Source organism: Burkholderia sp. Bp9012 (assembly GCF_003853825.1).
In the GTDB taxonomy this organism is placed as follows: domain Bacteria; phylum Pseudomonadota; class Gammaproteobacteria; order Burkholderiales; family Burkholderiaceae; genus Burkholderia; species Burkholderia diffusa.
On the sequence record NZ_QTQA01000015.1, the window covers coordinates 150,081 to 164,876 of the forward strand.

Here is a 14,796-nt window from a genome sequence, read left to right on the forward strand (position 1 = left end):
ACGCGCGCTAGCTTTGGCGCGCCTGCCGCGCTGACCGTTCTCGCCCTCCGTCAAGCCTCGTCTGTTGTTGAGCGTCGCCAGCGGTGGCGCGATCTCATTACGTTTGATTCCCGTATAAAGAGCCCTGGAGCCCCCCATGACAGACAAGCTGATCATTTTCGATACGACGTTGCGTGACGGTGAACAATCGCCCGGTGCGTCGATGACGAAGGAAGAGAAAGTCCGCATCGCGAAGCATCTCGAGCGGATGAAGGTCGACGTGATCGAGGCCGGCTTCGCGGCCAGCTCGAACGGCGACTTCGACGCGATCCACACGATCGCCGGCCTGGTGAAGGAGAGCACGATCTGCTCGCTGGCGCGCGCCAACGACAAGGACATCCAGCGTGCGGCCGACGCCCTGAAGCCGGCCAATAGCTCGCGGATCCACACGTTCATCGCGACGTCGCCGCTGCACATGGAGAAGAAGCTGCGGATGACGCCGGACCAGGTGTTCGAGCAGGCTCGCCTCGCGGTGCGCTTCGCGCGCAAGTTCACCGACAACGTCGAATTCTCGCCGGAAGATGGCAGCCGTTCGGATCTCGACTTCCTGTGCCGCGTGCTGGAAGCCGTGATCGCCGAAGGGGCGACGACGATCAACATCGCCGACACGGTCGGCTACGGCGTGCCGGAACTCTACGGCAACCTCGTGAAGACGCTGCGCGAACGCATTCCGAACTCGGACAAAGCGATCTTCTCCGTGCACTGCCACAACGACCTCGGGATGGCGGTGGCGAACTCGCTCGCCGGCGTGAAGATCGGCGGTGCGCGGCAGGTCGAGTGCACGATCAACGGTCTCGGCGAGCGCGCGGGCAATACGTCGCTCGAGGAAATCGTGATGGCCGTGAAGACCCGCAAGGACTACTTCGGCCTCGACGTCGGCATCGACACCACGCAGATCGTGCCGACGTCGAAGCTCGTGTCGCAGATCACCGGTTTCGTCGTGCAGCCGAACAAGGCCGTGGTCGGCGCGAACGCATTCGCGCACGCGTCGGGCATCCACCAGGACGGCGTGCTGAAGGCGCGCGACACCTACGAGATCATGCGCGCGGAAGACGTGGGCTGGACCGCGAACAAGATCGTGCTCGGCAAGCTGTCGGGCCGCAACGCGTTCAAGCAGCGCCTGCAGGAGCTCGGCGTGTCGCTCGACAGCGAAGCCGAGCTGAACGCTGCGTTCATGCGCTTCAAGGACCTCGCCGATCGCAAGGCCGAGATCTTCGACGAAGACATCATCGCGATCGTCTCCGAAGAATCGGCGCTCGCGCAGGAGCAGGAGCACTTCAAGTTCGTGTCGCTGTCACAGCATTCTGAGACGGGCGAGCAGCCGCAGGCGAAGATCGTGTTCGCGGTCGAGGGCAAGGAAGTGACCGGCGAGGCGCACGGCAACGGGCCGGTCGATGCGACGTTCAACGCGATCGAGGGCGAAGTCGGCAGCGGTTCCGAACTGCTCCTGTATTCGGTGAACGCGATCACGACCGGCACGCAGGCGCAGGGCGAAGTGACCGTCCGGCTGTCGAAGAGCGGGCGGATCGTCAACGGCGTTGGCACCGATCCGGACATCGTCGCGGCGTCCGCGAAGGCGTACATTTCGGCGCTGAACAAACTGCATTCGAAGGACGACAAGGTCAACCCGCAGCGCTCGTAAGCGCTGCGCGTCGAGCGCTCGAAGCACACGAAACGCCCCGTGCGGCCTTGCGCCGCCCGGGGCGTTTTTTCATGCGCCATTCATTCGGCCGCCGGCGCGCGGAACAGCCAGCGGCGCGCGGCAGGGCGAGGCGCCGGGCTGCGGCGGCGGAATTCCACCGCGATCCCGCGCCGCGGCGCATCGGCGACGAACGCGTCGAGCAGTTCGAGCACGTCGTGATCGATGTAGTCGGCGCGCGTTGCGTCGATGATCACGGCCGCGCGGTCGGGAATGTGCCGCAGGTGATGCTTGACCTGCACCTTGCCGAGGAACGAGACGTCCTTGCGGAACGACAGCAGGAAGTGGTCGTCGTGCTGCGCGAGCGTGACGGGGCTCTTCAGGTTCGCGACGGCGACCGCCAGCACGCTGCACGCGAGGCCGACGGCAATGCCGAACAGCAGGTCGACCGCGAGCACGCCCGCGATCGTCGCGGCGAACGGCACGAACGCGGCCGGGCCCTGCTTCAGCACCGAGCGGAACAGTGCCGGTTTCGCGAGCTTGAAGCCCGTATGGATCAGGATCGCGGCCAGGCTTGCGAGCGGGATCAGGTTGATGAGCCCGGTGAGCGCGAACACGCTGGCAAGCAGCAGGATCCCGTGCACGATCGCCGACATCCGGCTTTGCGCACCCGCGTTCACGTTCACCGAGCTGCGCACGATCACGGACGTGATCGGCAGCCCGCCGAACGCACCCGCGACGAGATTGCCGACGCCCTGGGCCTTCAGTTCGCGATCGGGCTGCGTCGGCCGGCGCTTCGGGTCGATCTGCTCGACCGCCTCCAGGCTCAGCAGCGTCTCGAGGCTCGCGACGACCGCGAGCGTGATCGCGACGCGCCACACGTCCGGATTGACGAGCTGCGCGAAGTTCGGGCCGAGCTCCGCATGCTTGAGCGAGGCCGCGAACGCCGCGAACGATCCGAGCTCGGGCAGCGTCACGCGATGGGCCGCGCCCGGCGCAACGGCCGGCGCGACGAAGCCCAGCACGAGCGTCGCGCCGATGCCGAGCACGACGACCGCGAGCGGCGCGGGCACCGAGCGCACCAGCGCGAAGCGGCGCAGCGCGGGCGTGTCCCATGCGATCAGCAGCGCGAGCGACGCGAGCGCGATGGCCGTGGCAGCCCATGCGACCGGCAGGCCCGGCCAGTTCGCAAACGATTGCGCGGCCGAGCCGCCGATGCCGAACGCGAACGGAATCTGCTTCACGATGAGCAGCAGGCCGATCGCGGCGAGCATGCCCTTGATGACAGGCGACGGCACGTAGGCGGCGAAGCGGCCGGCGCGCAGCATGCCGAACCCGAACTGCAGCACGCCGGACAGCAGCACCGCGAGCAGGAACGCGGAGAAGCTGCCGAGTTGCGCGATCCCTTCGACGACGATCACGACGAGGCCGGCGGCCGGCCCGCTGACGGACAGCGACGAGCCGCTCAGCAGCGCGACGACGATGCCGCCGACGATGCCGGACACGAGTCCGGCGAACGGTTCGACGCCGGAGGCGTTGGCGATGCCGAGACAGAGCGGCAGCGCGACGAGGAAAACGACGATGCCGGCGACGATGTCGCGCGGCAGGGTGGACAGGCGCTCGTTCAGTTTCATGGTTGGGGCGGTTTCGTGGGCGTTGGGGCGGGGGGATGAATCAGCCGAGCGCGGCGGCGGTCGTGGCCAGCGCGGGTTCGACGTCGACGGGCGGTGCCGCGTAGCCGGAATCGAGCTCCAGCAGGCGACCGTCGGCGAGCGAGAAGATCCAGCCGTGCACGAGCGGCGGCCGTTCGCGGTCGCGCACGATCGGCGATGCGCGCAGCAGTCGCACCTGCTCGAGCACGTTCAGCTCGGCGAGGCGGTCGGCGGCGGCCGTGTCGTCGAGCCCGTCGAGCGTGTCGCGATGGCGCCGCGCGAGCGCGCAGAGCGGCGCGATGCGGCGCGCGACGTGCGGCAGGTCGGCCGGCGGCGGCAGCAGCGACGCGCGCACGCCGCCGCAGCCGTAGTGGCCGCACACGATCACGTGGTCGACCTTCAGCACGCGCACCGCGTACTCGAGCACGCTGGCGGAATTGTCGTCGTCGGGATGGAACAGGTTCGCGATGTTGCGATGGACAAACAGTTCGCCGGGCGCGCAGTGCGTGATGGTTTCGGCCGGCACACGGCTGTCTGCGCAGCCGATCCACAGCACGCGCGGGTTCTGGCCACGCGCGAGCGCGTCGAAGAAACCAGGCGTGTGTTCACGCGTCTCGCGGGCCCAGGCAATGTTGGCAACCAGCATGCTCTTGGGGCGATTCATGAGGACTCCTTTCTGACAACGGCAAATAAATATCGACGAAATGACGCAACTCCATTCTTTCTAAATTGAAAGGTTGGATTTGGACTGATATTAGGGGTATGCCCTAGCGCTCCGGGGGCATTGAAACAAACTGTTTCAAATTGATTTGGCGCAGTGCATTGCGTGCACCAACCCGACGCATGACATGCATCGCGTATGCCGGTTTCTGCGCAGAGGGCCGCATGACGGGGCGTTCAGCGGATTGCCATCGGGATGTCATTGACCGGAAAAGTTTTCCGCCATATTCCGTGCATTGAATAATGTGGCGGAAAAAACGAAATGGCCATTCACGCAATAATTCGTGAATGGCCATTGCGAAAATTGCGCGTAAATGCGCAATCGGTCAGAACAGATTACGGCGATCGGGATCGTGCAGCGGGTCCGGTGTTTTCTGCGTGGTGCGCAGGATGCCCTGCGGATCGAAATAGAAGCTGTACATCATGTACCAGACGTTGTCCTCGAGATACCGGTACGTCCACACCTCGCGCTTCATCAGCGGGAAGTAGGACGTCTCGACCGGGCGGCCGAAATTGACGAGCACGTCGGTCTTCGTCCACTTGCCGATCTCCGCGCGATAGAACTCGCTCGGCTGCAGCACCTGGCGCACGTTGACGATCCTGTGGGCTGCGTCGACGTCGGCCGCGATCGTGATTTCGCCCATCGGCTGGGTCGGCCACATCAGCCGCTTGCCGCCGCCGGGCAGGTCGTAGATCTCGCGCGGCGGGCCCATGCGCGCGACGATCGCCGACTCGTCCTGGCCGGCCTGATATTGCTGCCACGGTTGCGCGCAACCGGCCAGCAGTGCGGCGGCACCGGCGACCAGCACCGGCAGGCGCGCGGGAATACGAATGCGCATGGGATCCTCCAGAACACGGAAACAGGCCCCGTTGTATCACGGACGGCGCGCGCCGGTGCATCGCGCGGAAAAAATCGGTGCGGATCGGCGGCGTGGCGAAGCTTGCGGGCGGCGGGCGCGCCGGCCTATGATCCGCGCTTCTCGGGCAGATCGAAGGGCAGGTGGCCGATGCAGGGGTGGAAATGGTGCGCGCTCGCGTTGAGCACAGGATGGATGCTGGTGTCGTCCGCGTTTGCCGGCGGCGAGCCGGTGCGGATCGCGCTGATCGAGGGGATGTCGGGCCCGTTCGCGAACGCGGGCGCGGCGGTCGAGCGCAACCTGCGCTTCGGCGTCGAGCAGGTCAACGCGGCGGGCGGCGTGAAGCTGCGCGACGGCGCGCACCCGCTCGAACTCGTCGTGCTCGACAGCAAGGGCAGCCCGGAGGAGGCGCTCGTGCAACTGCGCGCGGCCGCGGACCGCCATATCGGCTTCGTTGCGCAAGGCAACAGTTCGGCCGTCGCGGCTGCGCTCGTCGCGGCGCTCGACAAGCTGAACGCGCGCGACCCGGACAACCGGATGCTGTTGCTGAACTATTCGGCCGACGATCCCGCGCTCACCGGCGCGCGCTGCAGCTTCTGGCATTTCCGCTTCGATGCGCACGCGGGCATGCGGATGGCCGCGCTCGCGGACGTGATGGCGCGCGACCGCGCGCTGCGCAAGGTCTACCTGCTGAACCAGGACTATAGCTTCGGTCACGACGTCAGCACGCTCGCGCGGCAGGCGCTGGCCGCGCGGCGCCCGGACGTGACGATCGCCGGCGACGAATTCCACCCGATCGGCCGGATCAAGGATTTCTCGCCGTACATCGCGAAAATCCGCGCGAGCGGCGCGGATGCCGTCGTGACCGGCAACTGGGGCAACGACCTCACGCTGCTCGTGAAGGCGGCGCGCGAGCAGGGGCTGAACGCGAAGTTCTATACGTTCTACGGCAACAGTCTCGGCGCGCCGGCCGCCCTGGGCGATGCCGGGGTCGGGCGCGTCGTGGCCGTGGCCGACTGGCACCCGAACGCGGGCGGCGCGAAATCCGACGCGTTCTACCGCACGTTCCGGACCCGATTCCCGGCCGCACAGGACGACTATCCGGTGCGGCGGATGAGCCTGATGATCGAGATGCTGGCCGCGGCGATGAACCGGGCGGGGTCGGCCGACCCCGTGGCGGTCGCGCGGTCGCTCGAGGGCCTGTCGTTCGACGACGGCTTCCATGCGTCGCGGATGCGCGCGCAGGATCACCAGCTGATCCAGCCCCTTTACGTAATGGAGATGGACAAGGCTGGCACGCCGGGCGTGCGCTTCGACAACGAGGGGTCGGGCTATGGCTTCCGGACGGTGCTGGCTGTGCCGGCGCAGCGCACGGAGATGCCGTCGGCGTGCTCGATGACGCGTCCGTGACAGGAGGCGGTAAGAACGGCGGGGAGTTGTGCTACAATGCCCGCCGGTTGTAAGTCACGGCACGGCCATTCTTCCGTGTCCGCCTGTTCAGTTAGAAAGGAAATCACATGTCTGTTGCAGATATCAAGAAGTCGGAAGTCGTTGCTCAGTTCGCCCGCGGTACCAACGACACGGGTTCGCCCGAAGTCCAGGTCGCACTGCTGACCGCACGTATCGTCGAACTGACGGGTCACTTCAAGACCCACGCGAAGGACCACCACAGCCGCCGCGGCCTGCTGCGCATGGTGAGCCGCCGCCGCAAGCTGCTCGACTACCTCAAGGGCAAGGATGCCGACCGTTACCGCGCGCTGATCGAGAAGCTGGGTCTGCGTAAGTAATCGAGGCGATTGCCGCCAGCAAGATGCCTGTGTCAGTCCGCTGATGCAGGCATTTTGTTTTTGCGCGGTGCGTAGCGTCACGCGCACCGCAGGTTGTCCGGCACGTGAGTGCCGGCTGCCGGAACGGCTGATACCGGGGTCGGGATTTGTGTCATTCCAGCGCGTCGCTCGACGAGCACCGCGCTGGAATGGCATAAAAAACACACCTTGCTCCGGGTAATTCGGTCGGGACGCCGCCGCACGGGATGACCCGGGCGGCGAATGAAATGAATGAATTCAAAGGAGCAACCATGTCCATGTTCAACAAGGTCGTGAAGGAATTCCAGTGGGGCCAGCACAAGGTGCGCCTCGAAACCGGTGAAGTCGCTCGCCAGGCGAGCGGTGCCGTGATCGTCGACGTGGAAGACACCGTCGTGCTGGCAACCGTCGTCGGCGCGAAGTCGGCAAAGCCGGGCCAGGATTTCTTCCCGCTGACCGTCGACTACCTCGAAAAGACCTACTCGGCCGGCAAGATCCCGGGCGGCTTCTTCCGTCGCGAAGGCCGTCCGTCGGAACACGAGACGCTGACGTCGCGCCTGATCGACCGTCCGCTGCGCCCGCTGTTCCCGGAAGGCTTCTACAACGAAGTGCAGGTCGTGATCCACGTGCTGTCCGTGAACCCGGAAATCCCGGCGGACATCCCCGCGCTGATCGGTGCATCGGCTGCGCTCGCCGTGTCGGGCCTGCCGTTCAACGGTCCGGTCGGTGCCGCGCGCGTCGCGTACATCGACAACGCATACGTGCTGAACCCGACGCGTGACCAGATCAAGGCATCGAGCCTCGATCTCGTCGTCGCCGGCACGGAGCGCGCGGTGCTGATGGTCGAATCGGAAGCCGACCAACTGCCGGAAGACGTGATGCTGGGCGCGGTCGTGTTCGGTCACGAGCAGATGCAGACGGCGATCGACGCGATCCACGAACTCGTGCGCGAAGGTGGCAAGCCCGAGTGGGACTGGCAGCCGGCACCGAAGAACGAGGCGCTGATCGCGCGCGTGACGGAACTGGCGCACGGCGACCTGCTCGCCGCTTACCAGCTGCGCGACAAGCAGGCGCGTTCGACGAAGCTGAAGGAAGTCTACGCGGCGACCTCGGCGAAGCTCGAGGAAGACGCGCTGGCGGCCGGCACGGTCGCGGCCGACAAGGCTACCGTCGGCAACATCCTGTTCGACATCGAAGCGAAGATCGTCCGTTCGCAGATCCTGAACGGCGAGCCGCGCATCGACGGTCGCGACACGCGCACCGTGCGTCCGATCGAGATCCGCACCGGCGTGCTGCCGCGCACCCACGGTTCGGCGTTGTTCACGCGTGGCGAAACGCAGGCGCTCGTCGTCGCGACGCTCGGCACGAAGGGTGACGAGCAGATCATCGACGCGCTCGAAGGCGAATACCGCGAGCGCTTCATGCTCCACTACAACATGCCTCCGTTCGCGACCGGCGAAACGGGGCGCGTCGGCTCGCCGAAGCGTCGTGAAATCGGCCACGGCCGTCTCGCGAAGCGCGCGCTGGTCAAGTGCCTGCCGAGCGCCGACGAATTCGGCTACTCGATCCGCGTCGTGTCGGAAATCACCGAATCGAACGGTTCGTCGTCGATGGCGTCGGTGTGCGGCGGCTGCCTCGCGCTGATGGACGCCGGCGTGCCGATGAAGGCGCACGTCGCGGGTATCGCGATGGGCCTGATCCTCGAAGGCAACAAGTTCGCGGTGCTGACCGACATCCTCGGCGACGAGGATCACCTCGGCGACATGGACTTCAAGGTGGCCGGCACGGAGCAAGGCGTGACGGCGCTGCAGATGGACATCAAGATCCAGGGCATCACGAAGGAAATCATGCAGGTCGCGCTCGCGCAGGCGAAGGAAGGCCGCATGCACATCCTCGGCAAGATGACGTCGGCGGTCTCGGGTGCGAACACGCAACTGTCGGAATTCGCGCCGCGCATGATTACGATCAAGATCAACCCGGAAAAGATCCGCGACGTGATCGGCAAGGGTGGTTCGGTGATCCGCGCGCTGACGGAAGAAACGGGCACGACCATCGACATCTCGGATGACGGCGTCGTGACGATCGCGAGCACGAGCAGCGAAGGCATGGCCGAAGCGAAGAAGCGCATCGAGAACATCACGGCCGAGATCGAAGTCGGCCAGGTGTACGAAGGCACGGTGCTCAAGCTGCTCGATTTCGGCGCGATCGTGAACCTGCTGCCGGGCAAGGACGGCCTGCTGCACATCTCGGAAATCGTCAACGAGCGCGTGAAGGACATCAACGACTACCTGAAGGAAGGTCAGCAGGTGAAGGTCAAGGTGATCCAGACGGACGAGAAGGGCCGCGTGCGTCTGTCGGCGAAGGCGCTGCTGAACGAAGCAGCGGCAGCGTCGCAGTCGGATACGCCGCCGCAGCAGTAAGCGGACGGGCGTAAGAGCGGCCGGCAGTGCGAAAGCGTGCCGGCCGTTTTTTCTGTAGCATCGTTGTGCGGCGCAGCAGCGCCGGCGAGGCGCCCGTGCCGCGCACGGGTGCGCCCCCGACTGATCCTGGAGCGACCACCATGAAAGCCATCGAAATCACCGAATTCGGCGCCCCCGACGTGCTGAAGCTCGCGGAGCGTCCGCGCCCCGAACCGAAGCGCGGCGAAGTGCTGATCAAGGTGGCGGCTTCCGGCGTGAACCGGCCGGACGTATTCCAGCGCAAGGGCGCGTATGCGCCGCCGCCGGGTGCGTCGGATCTGCCGGGCCTCGAGGTCGCGGGCGAGATTGTCGGCGGCGACCTGTCGGATGCGGCACTGAACCCGTTCGGCCTGAAGATGGGCGATCGCGTTTGCGCGCTGCTCGCGGGCGGCGGTTACGCCGAATATGCGGTCGCGCCGCTGCCGCAATGCCTGCCGGTGCCCGACGGGCTGACTGACATCGAGGCCGCATCGCTGCCCGAAACCTTCTTCACAGTGTGGAGCAACGTGTTCGACCGCGCGCTGCTCGGCGCGGGCGAGGGCGGCGAGCAGGAAACGCTGCTCGTGCAGGGCGGCTCGAGCGGGATCGGCGTGACGGCGATCCAGATCGCGCACGCGCTCGGCTTTCGTGTCTTCGCGACGGCCGGGAGTGCCGATAAATGCCGTGCATGCGAGGCGCTCGGCGCCGAGCGTGCGATCAACTACAAGACCGAAGACTTCGTCGAGGTCGTCAAGTCGCTGACGCATGATCGCGGCGTCGACGTGATCCTCGACATGGTCGCGGGTTCGTACGTGCCGCGCGAACTGTCCGCGCTCGCGGATGGCGGCCGCCTCGTGCTGATCGCGCTGCTGGGCGGCGCGAAGGCCGAGGTCAACCTGAATGAAATTCTGCGCCGCCGGTTGACGGTGACGGGCTCGACGCTGCGTCCGCGGCCGGTCGAGTTCAAGGCGCGCATCGCCGCGCAACTGAAGGCGCGTGTCTGGCCACTGCTCGCGGACGGTCGCATCAAACCCGTCATCTACCGCGTGCTGCCGGCAGGGGAGGCCGCCCAGGCGCATGCGCTGATGGAAAGCGGTGAGCACATCGGCAAGATCGTGCTCGATTGGGGTGCGAACGCGTGACGGCCCGTGCGACGGGCTTGACATGTGTGGTTTGACCGGTTCAAGCCGCGCGCAGTAAAATCGCGGGTTTGCTTCGCCAGATCCAACCTGACGGGCCGGTTTCCGGTGCGTTAATGACAAGATAGTGACGAGACAGACACGATGTCGAAACAACGAACGAAGCGAGTGATCGGCAACTGGAAGATGCACGGCCGGCTGGCCGGCAACCAGGCATTGCTGAACGAAGTGATGCAGGGCGCGGGTGCGGTGCCGGCCGAAACGTCGGTCGGCGTGTGCGTGCCGTTCCCGTACCTCGCGCAGGTTCAGGCGCAGCTCGGCGGCGGCCGTGTCGCGTTCGGCGCGCAGGACGTGTCCGCGCACGAGCAGGGCGCGTTCACCGGTGAAGTGGCGGCCGCGATGGTGGCGGAGTTCGGCGCGCAGTATGCGATCGTCGGTCACTCGGAGCGTCGCGCGTATCACGGCGAGCGCAACGAAACCGTCGCCGCGAAGACGCAACGCGCGCTCGCGGCGGGCCTTACGCCCGTCGTGTGCGTCGGTGAAACGCTCGAAGAGCGCGAAGCGGGCGCGACCGAGCAGGTAGTCGGTGCGCAGCTCGACGCCGTGCTGGCTGTGCTGACGGCTGACGAAGCCGCCCGCATTGTCATCGCATATGAGCCGGTCTGGGCGATCGGCACGGGCAAGAGCGCGACGTCGGCGCAGGCGCAGGACGTGCACGCATTCCTGCGGGCGCGTCTCGCGGCGAAGGGGGCGGCGGACGTATCGGTGCTGTACGGCGGCAGCGTGAAGCCGGACAACGCGGAAGAGCTGTTCGCGCAGCCCGACATCGACGGCGGCCTGATCGGCGGCGCGTCGCTGAAGGCGGAAGATTTCCTGGCGATCTGCCGGGCCGCACGTTGAGCGGTCCGGGATCGAATTGAACCATGATGGCGGCCGGTTGGTCCGGTTGCCTGATCCAATCGGGTGGGTGTGATGCTGTTATTCAAGACGCTGATTATTGTCGTGCAGGTGCTGTCTGCACTCGGTGTGATCGGACTCGTGCTGCTGCAGCACGGCAAGGGCGCGGACATGGGCGCTGCATTCGGCAGCGGCGCGTCGGGCAGCCTGTTCGGTGCAACGGGCTCCGCCAACTTCCTGTCGCGCACGACGGGCATTCTCGCGACGATCTTCTTCGTCGCGACGCTCGCGCTGACGTACCTCGGTTCGTACAAGTCGACGCCGTCGGCGGGCGTGCTCGGTGCCGCCGCGACCGCGCCGGCATCGGCGCCCGCAGCGTCGGCGCCGGCCGTCGCGGCGTCCGCTGCTGCAGGTTCGGCAGCAAGCGCGCCTGGCCAGGATGTCCCGAAATAAAAGGTCAAAATTTTTGCGTTTGTGCGTTGAACAAATCTGGAACTCGGGTTAGAATTTAATTCTTGAAGCGATTCGCGGGAAACAAGCAGCACAACCCGAGTTGCATGCAGTGCCGACGTGGTGAAATTGGTAGACACGCTATCTTGAGGGGGTAGTGGCGAAAGCTGTGCGAGTTCGAGTCTCGCCGTCGGCACCAAAGTTACTCAATGCCAGCCGCTTCTAGTGGCTGGCATTTTTCATTTCTGGGGTGTGCCTTGCGATTGTCTTGTGATCGCGAGCACTCCGAAATGATTCCTTCCGCCGGAAGTGGTATTCTCCGGACGCTCAGAACCAACCGATAGAGGATTGCCTTGAACCTCGCAGCCTATTACCCCGTCTTGTTGTTCCTCCTCGTGGGCACTGGTTTAGGTATAGCGCTGGTCAGCATCGGCAAGCTCCTTGGTCCCAACAAGCCGGACGTCGAGAAGAACGCACCGTACGAGTGCGGCTTCGAAGCCTTTGAAGACGCCCGGATGAAATTCGACGTCCGGTACTACCTCGTCGCCATCCTGTTCATCATCTTCGATCTCGAAACCGCATTCCTGTTTCCGTGGGGCGTCGCGCTCCGGGACATCGGCTGGCCGGGTTTCATCGCAATGATGATTTTTCTGCTCGAATTCCTGCTGGGCTTTGCCTATATCTGGAAGAAAGGCGGCCTCGACTGGGAGTGATGGGTTAATCGCCGGTTTGCATGGGCGGCCACGCTGGGCCGCTCGTCTGGAGTGGAAAGCAAATGAGTATCGAAGGGGTCTTGAAGGAAGGGTTTGTCACCACGACGGCTGACAAGCTGATCAACTGGACGCGTACCGGCTCGCTGTGGCCGATGACGTTCGGGCTCGCGTGTTGCGCCGTCGAGATGATGCATGCGGGCGCGGCCCGTTATGACCTGGACCGGTTCGGGGTCGTGTTCCGTCCGAGCCCGCGTCAATCGGACGTGATGATCGTCGCCGGCACACTGTGCAACAAGATGGCGCCCGCACTGCGCCGCGTGTACGACCAGATGGCCGAGCCGCGCTGGGTGATCTCGATGGGGTCGTGCGCGAACGGTGGCGGTTACTACCACTACTCGTACTCGGTGGTTCGCGGTTGCGACCGGATCGTGCCGGTCGACGTCTACGTACCGGGCTGTCCGCCCACGGCCGAGGCGCTGGTCTACGGCGTGATCCAGCTTCAGGCGAAGATCCGCCGCACCAACACCATCGCCCGTCAATAAAGTCCCGAGCGTCCCCCTCAATATGGCAAGCAAAATCGAGACCCTCAAGGCAAACCTCGAAGCAGCGCTCGGCGCGCGCGTGGTGAGCCTCACCGAAGCGATCGGTGAACTGACGCTCGTCGTGAAGGCGAGCGATTACCTCGAAGTCGCAAAGATGCTGCGCGACGATCCGAAGCTCCGTTTCGAGCAACTGATCGACCTCTGCGGCGTCGATTACCAGACCTACGGCGACGGCGCCTACGACGGCCCGCGTTTCGCGGCCGTGTCGCAGCTGCTGTCGGTCACGAACAACTGGCGCCTGCGTCTGCGCGTGTTCGCTCCGGACGACGATCTGCCGATCGTGGCATCGCTCGTCGACATCTGGGCCTCCGCAAACTGGTACGAGCGCGAGGCGTTCGACCTGTACGGCCTCGTGTTCGAGGGTCACCCCGATCTGCGTCGCATCCTCACCGACTACGGCTTCATCGGCCATCCGTTCCGAAAGGACTTCCCGGTGTCGGGTTATGTCGAAATGCGTTACGACCCGGAAGAGAAACGGGTCGTCTACCAGCCGGTGACGATCGAGCCGCGCGAAATCACGCCGCGCGTGATCCGCGAGGATCGCTATGGCGGTCTGAAACATTAAGGGGGCGTCATGGCAGAAATCAAGAACTACACCCTCAACTTCGGCCCGCAGCACCCGGCAGCGCACGGCGTGCTGCGTCTCGTGCTCGAGCTCGACGGCGAAGTCATCCAGCGCGCCGATCCGCACATCGGCTTGCTGCATCGCGCGACTGAAAAGCTCGCGGAAAGCAAGACCTTCATCCAGTCCGTGCCGTACATGGACCGTCTCGACTACGTGTCGATGATGGTCAACGAGCACGGCTACGTGCTCGCAATCGAGCGTCTGCTCGGCATCGACGTGCCTGAGCGCGCGCAGTACATCCGCGTGCTGTTCGACGAGATCACGCGCGTACTGAACCACCTGATGTGGATCGGCGCGCACGCACTCGACGTCGGCGCGATGGCGGTGTTCCTGTACGCATTCCGCGAGCGTGAAGACCTGATGGACGTGTACGAAGCGGTGTCCGGTGCCCGGATGCACGCGGCGTACTACCGTCCGGGCGGCGTCTACCGCGACCTGCCTGACGCAATGCCGCAATACAAGGCGTCGAAGATTCGCAACGAGAAGGCGCTCGCGAAGATGAACGAAGCGCGCAGCGGCTCGGTGCTCGACTTCATCGACGACTTCTTCACGCGCTTCCCGAAGTGCGTCGACGAATACGAAACGCTGCTGACCGACAACCGGATCTGGAAACAGCGTCTGGTCGGGATCGGCGTCGTCAGCCCGGAGCGTGCGCTGCAGATGGGCCTGACGGGTCCGATGCTGCGCGGCTCGGGTATCGCGTGGGACCTGCGCAAGAAGCAGCCGTACGAAGTGTACGACCGCATGGATTTCGACGTGCCGGTCGGCGTGAACGGCGATTGCTACGACCGCTATCTGGTGCGCGTCGAGGAAATGCGCCAGTCGATCCGCATCGCGAAACAGTGTATTGAGTGGCTCCGCAAGAATCCGGGCCCGGTGATGACGGACAATCACAAGGTTGCACCGCCGTCGCGCGTCGGCATGAAGACCAACATGGAAGACTTGATTCACCACTTCAAGCTCTTCACCGAAGGTTTTCACGTGCCGGAAGGCGAAGCGTACGCGGCGGTCGAGCATCCGAAGGGTGAATTCGGCATCTACCTCGTGTCAGACGGTGCCAACAAGCCGTATCGCCTCAAGATCCGCGCACCGGGCTTCGCGCACCTCGCGTCGCTCGACGAAATGGCGCGCGGCCACATGATTGCCGACGCCGTCACGATCATCGGTACGCAGGACATCGTGTTCGGCGAGATCGATCGCTAATGGTTGCGCCGCCTGCG

General features: G+C 65.1%; 14 protein-coding genes and 1 tRNA gene. 12 read left to right on the forward strand and 3 right to left on the reverse strand.

Going from position 1 to position 14,796, the window contains the following annotated elements:
* Positions 1 to 136: 136 nt before the first annotated feature.
* Entirely contained in the window at positions 137 to 1,681 is a 1,545-nt protein-coding gene (locus DIE11_RS21335; protein ID WP_124626867.1) for a 2-isopropylmalate synthase, read from the forward strand.
* An 80-nt stretch (positions 1,682 to 1,761) separates the two neighbouring features.
* On the opposite strand, the gene DIE11_RS21340 is transcribed toward DIE11_RS21335, so the two are convergent.
* The 3 genes from DIE11_RS21340 to DIE11_RS21350 all read right to left on the reverse strand — a co-directional run bounded on the left by DIE11_RS21340 (position 1,762) and on the right by DIE11_RS21350 (position 4,889).
* Positions 1,762 to 3,312, reverse strand: a complete 1,551-nt coding sequence (locus tag DIE11_RS21340; RefSeq protein ID WP_124626869.1) for a SulP family inorganic anion transporter — start codon at positions 3,310 to 3,312, stop codon at positions 1,762 to 1,764.
* A 40-nt stretch (positions 3,313 to 3,352) separates the two neighbouring features.
* Complete coding sequence (locus DIE11_RS21345; RefSeq protein WP_059600424.1) at positions 3,353 to 3,994, reverse strand: carbonic anhydrase; 642 nt, start codon at positions 3,992 to 3,994, stop codon at positions 3,353 to 3,355.
* A gap of 382 nt (positions 3,995 to 4,376) precedes the next feature.
* Complete coding sequence (locus tag DIE11_RS21350) at positions 4,377 to 4,889, reverse strand: hypothetical protein (RefSeq protein ID WP_124626871.1); 513 nt, start codon at positions 4,887 to 4,889, stop codon at positions 4,377 to 4,379.
* 168 nt (positions 4,890 to 5,057) lie between these two features.
* Here DIE11_RS21350 and DIE11_RS21355 point away from each other — a divergent pair, with 168 nt between their 5' ends.
* The 11 genes from DIE11_RS21355 to DIE11_RS21410 all read left to right on the forward strand — a co-directional run bounded on the left by DIE11_RS21355 (position 5,058) and on the right by DIE11_RS21410 (position 14,779).
* Complete coding sequence (locus tag DIE11_RS21355) at positions 5,058 to 6,317, forward strand: branched-chain amino acid ABC transporter substrate-binding protein (protein ID WP_124626873.1); 1,260 nt, start codon at positions 5,058 to 5,060, stop codon at positions 6,315 to 6,317.
* Between the two features lie 107 nt (positions 6,318 to 6,424).
* The gene (rpsO, locus tag DIE11_RS21360) at positions 6,425 to 6,694 is read left to right on the forward strand and encodes a 30S ribosomal protein S15 (RefSeq protein WP_006398792.1); all 270 of its coding nucleotides are present in this window, start codon (positions 6,425 to 6,427) and stop codon (positions 6,692 to 6,694) included.
* Between the two features lie 290 nt (positions 6,695 to 6,984).
* Entirely contained in the window at positions 6,985 to 9,132 is a 2,148-nt protein-coding gene (pnp, locus tag DIE11_RS21370) for a polyribonucleotide nucleotidyltransferase (RefSeq protein WP_059600427.1), read from the forward strand.
* 140 nt (positions 9,133 to 9,272) lie between these two features.
* Positions 9,273 to 10,292, forward strand: coding sequence for an NAD(P)H-quinone oxidoreductase (locus DIE11_RS21375; RefSeq protein ID WP_124626875.1), 1,020 nt, complete (start codon positions 9,273 to 9,275; stop codon positions 10,290 to 10,292).
* Between the two features lie 141 nt (positions 10,293 to 10,433).
* A complete protein-coding gene (gene tpiA / locus DIE11_RS21380; RefSeq protein ID WP_124626877.1) occupies positions 10,434 to 11,189 on the forward strand; it encodes a triose-phosphate isomerase in 756 nt (251 codons plus the stop codon).
* 72 nt (positions 11,190 to 11,261) lie between these two features.
* Complete coding sequence (secG, locus tag DIE11_RS21385; RefSeq protein ID WP_047898610.1) at positions 11,262 to 11,639, forward strand: preprotein translocase subunit SecG; 378 nt, start codon at positions 11,262 to 11,264, stop codon at positions 11,637 to 11,639.
* A gap of 111 nt (positions 11,640 to 11,750) precedes the next feature.
* Positions 11,751 to 11,835 (forward strand) — tRNA-Leu (locus tag DIE11_RS21390).
* 154 nt (positions 11,836 to 11,989) lie between these two features.
* A complete protein-coding gene (locus tag DIE11_RS21395) occupies positions 11,990 to 12,349 on the forward strand; it encodes an NADH-quinone oxidoreductase subunit A (RefSeq protein ID WP_006398798.1) in 360 nt (119 codons plus the stop codon).
* A gap of 62 nt (positions 12,350 to 12,411) precedes the next feature.
* Positions 12,412 to 12,891, forward strand: coding sequence for an NADH-quinone oxidoreductase subunit B family protein (locus DIE11_RS21400; RefSeq protein WP_006398799.1), 480 nt, complete (start codon positions 12,412 to 12,414; stop codon positions 12,889 to 12,891).
* 22 nt (positions 12,892 to 12,913) lie between these two features.
* Complete coding sequence (locus tag DIE11_RS21405; RefSeq protein ID WP_059600431.1) at positions 12,914 to 13,516, forward strand: NADH-quinone oxidoreductase subunit C; 603 nt, start codon at positions 12,914 to 12,916, stop codon at positions 13,514 to 13,516.
* Between the two features lie 9 nt (positions 13,517 to 13,525).
* Positions 13,526 to 14,779 (forward strand): NADH-quinone oxidoreductase subunit D, encoded by a 1,254-nt coding sequence (locus DIE11_RS21410; RefSeq protein ID WP_006750459.1) that lies wholly within the window; start codon positions 13,526 to 13,528, stop codon positions 14,777 to 14,779.
* The last annotated feature ends 17 nt before the right edge of the window (positions 14,780 to 14,796 follow it).

Excerpts from the sequence above, each read along its gene's own strand:
- DIE11_RS21410 (WP_006750459.1), top strand. The coding sequence starts at position 13,526 with ATGGCAGAAATCAAGAACTACACCCTCAACTTCGGCCCGCAGCACCCG.
- DIE11_RS21355 (WP_124626873.1), top strand. The coding sequence starts at position 5,058 with ATGCAGGGGTGGAAATGGTGCGCGCTCGCGTTGAGCACAGGATGGATG.
- DIE11_RS21345 (WP_059600424.1), bottom strand. The coding sequence starts at position 3,994 with ATGAATCGCCCCAAGAGCATGCTGGTTGCCAACATTGCCTGGGCCCGC.
- DIE11_RS21405 (WP_059600431.1), top strand. The coding sequence starts at position 12,914 with ATGGCAAGCAAAATCGAGACCCTCAAGGCAAACCTCGAAGCAGCGCTC.
- DIE11_RS21375 (WP_124626875.1), top strand. The coding sequence starts at position 9,273 with ATGAAAGCCATCGAAATCACCGAATTCGGCGCCCCCGACGTGCTGAAG.
- tpiA (WP_124626877.1), top strand. The coding sequence starts at position 10,434 with ATGTCGAAACAACGAACGAAGCGAGTGATCGGCAACTGGAAGATGCAC.
- rpsO (WP_006398792.1), top strand. The coding sequence starts at position 6,425 with ATGTCTGTTGCAGATATCAAGAAGTCGGAAGTCGTTGCTCAGTTCGCC.
- secG (WP_047898610.1), top strand. The coding sequence starts at position 11,262 with ATGCTGTTATTCAAGACGCTGATTATTGTCGTGCAGGTGCTGTCTGCA.
- DIE11_RS21400 (WP_006398799.1), top strand. The coding sequence starts at position 12,412 with ATGAGTATCGAAGGGGTCTTGAAGGAAGGGTTTGTCACCACGACGGCT.
- DIE11_RS21350 (WP_124626871.1), bottom strand. The coding sequence starts at position 4,889 with ATGCGCATTCGTATTCCCGCGCGCCTGCCGGTGCTGGTCGCCGGTGCC.
- DIE11_RS21340 (WP_124626869.1), bottom strand. The coding sequence starts at position 3,312 with ATGAAACTGAACGAGCGCCTGTCCACCCTGCCGCGCGACATCGTCGCC.
- pnp (WP_059600427.1), top strand. The coding sequence starts at position 6,985 with ATGTCCATGTTCAACAAGGTCGTGAAGGAATTCCAGTGGGGCCAGCAC.
- DIE11_RS21335 (WP_124626867.1), top strand. The coding sequence starts at position 137 with ATGACAGACAAGCTGATCATTTTCGATACGACGTTGCGTGACGGTGAA.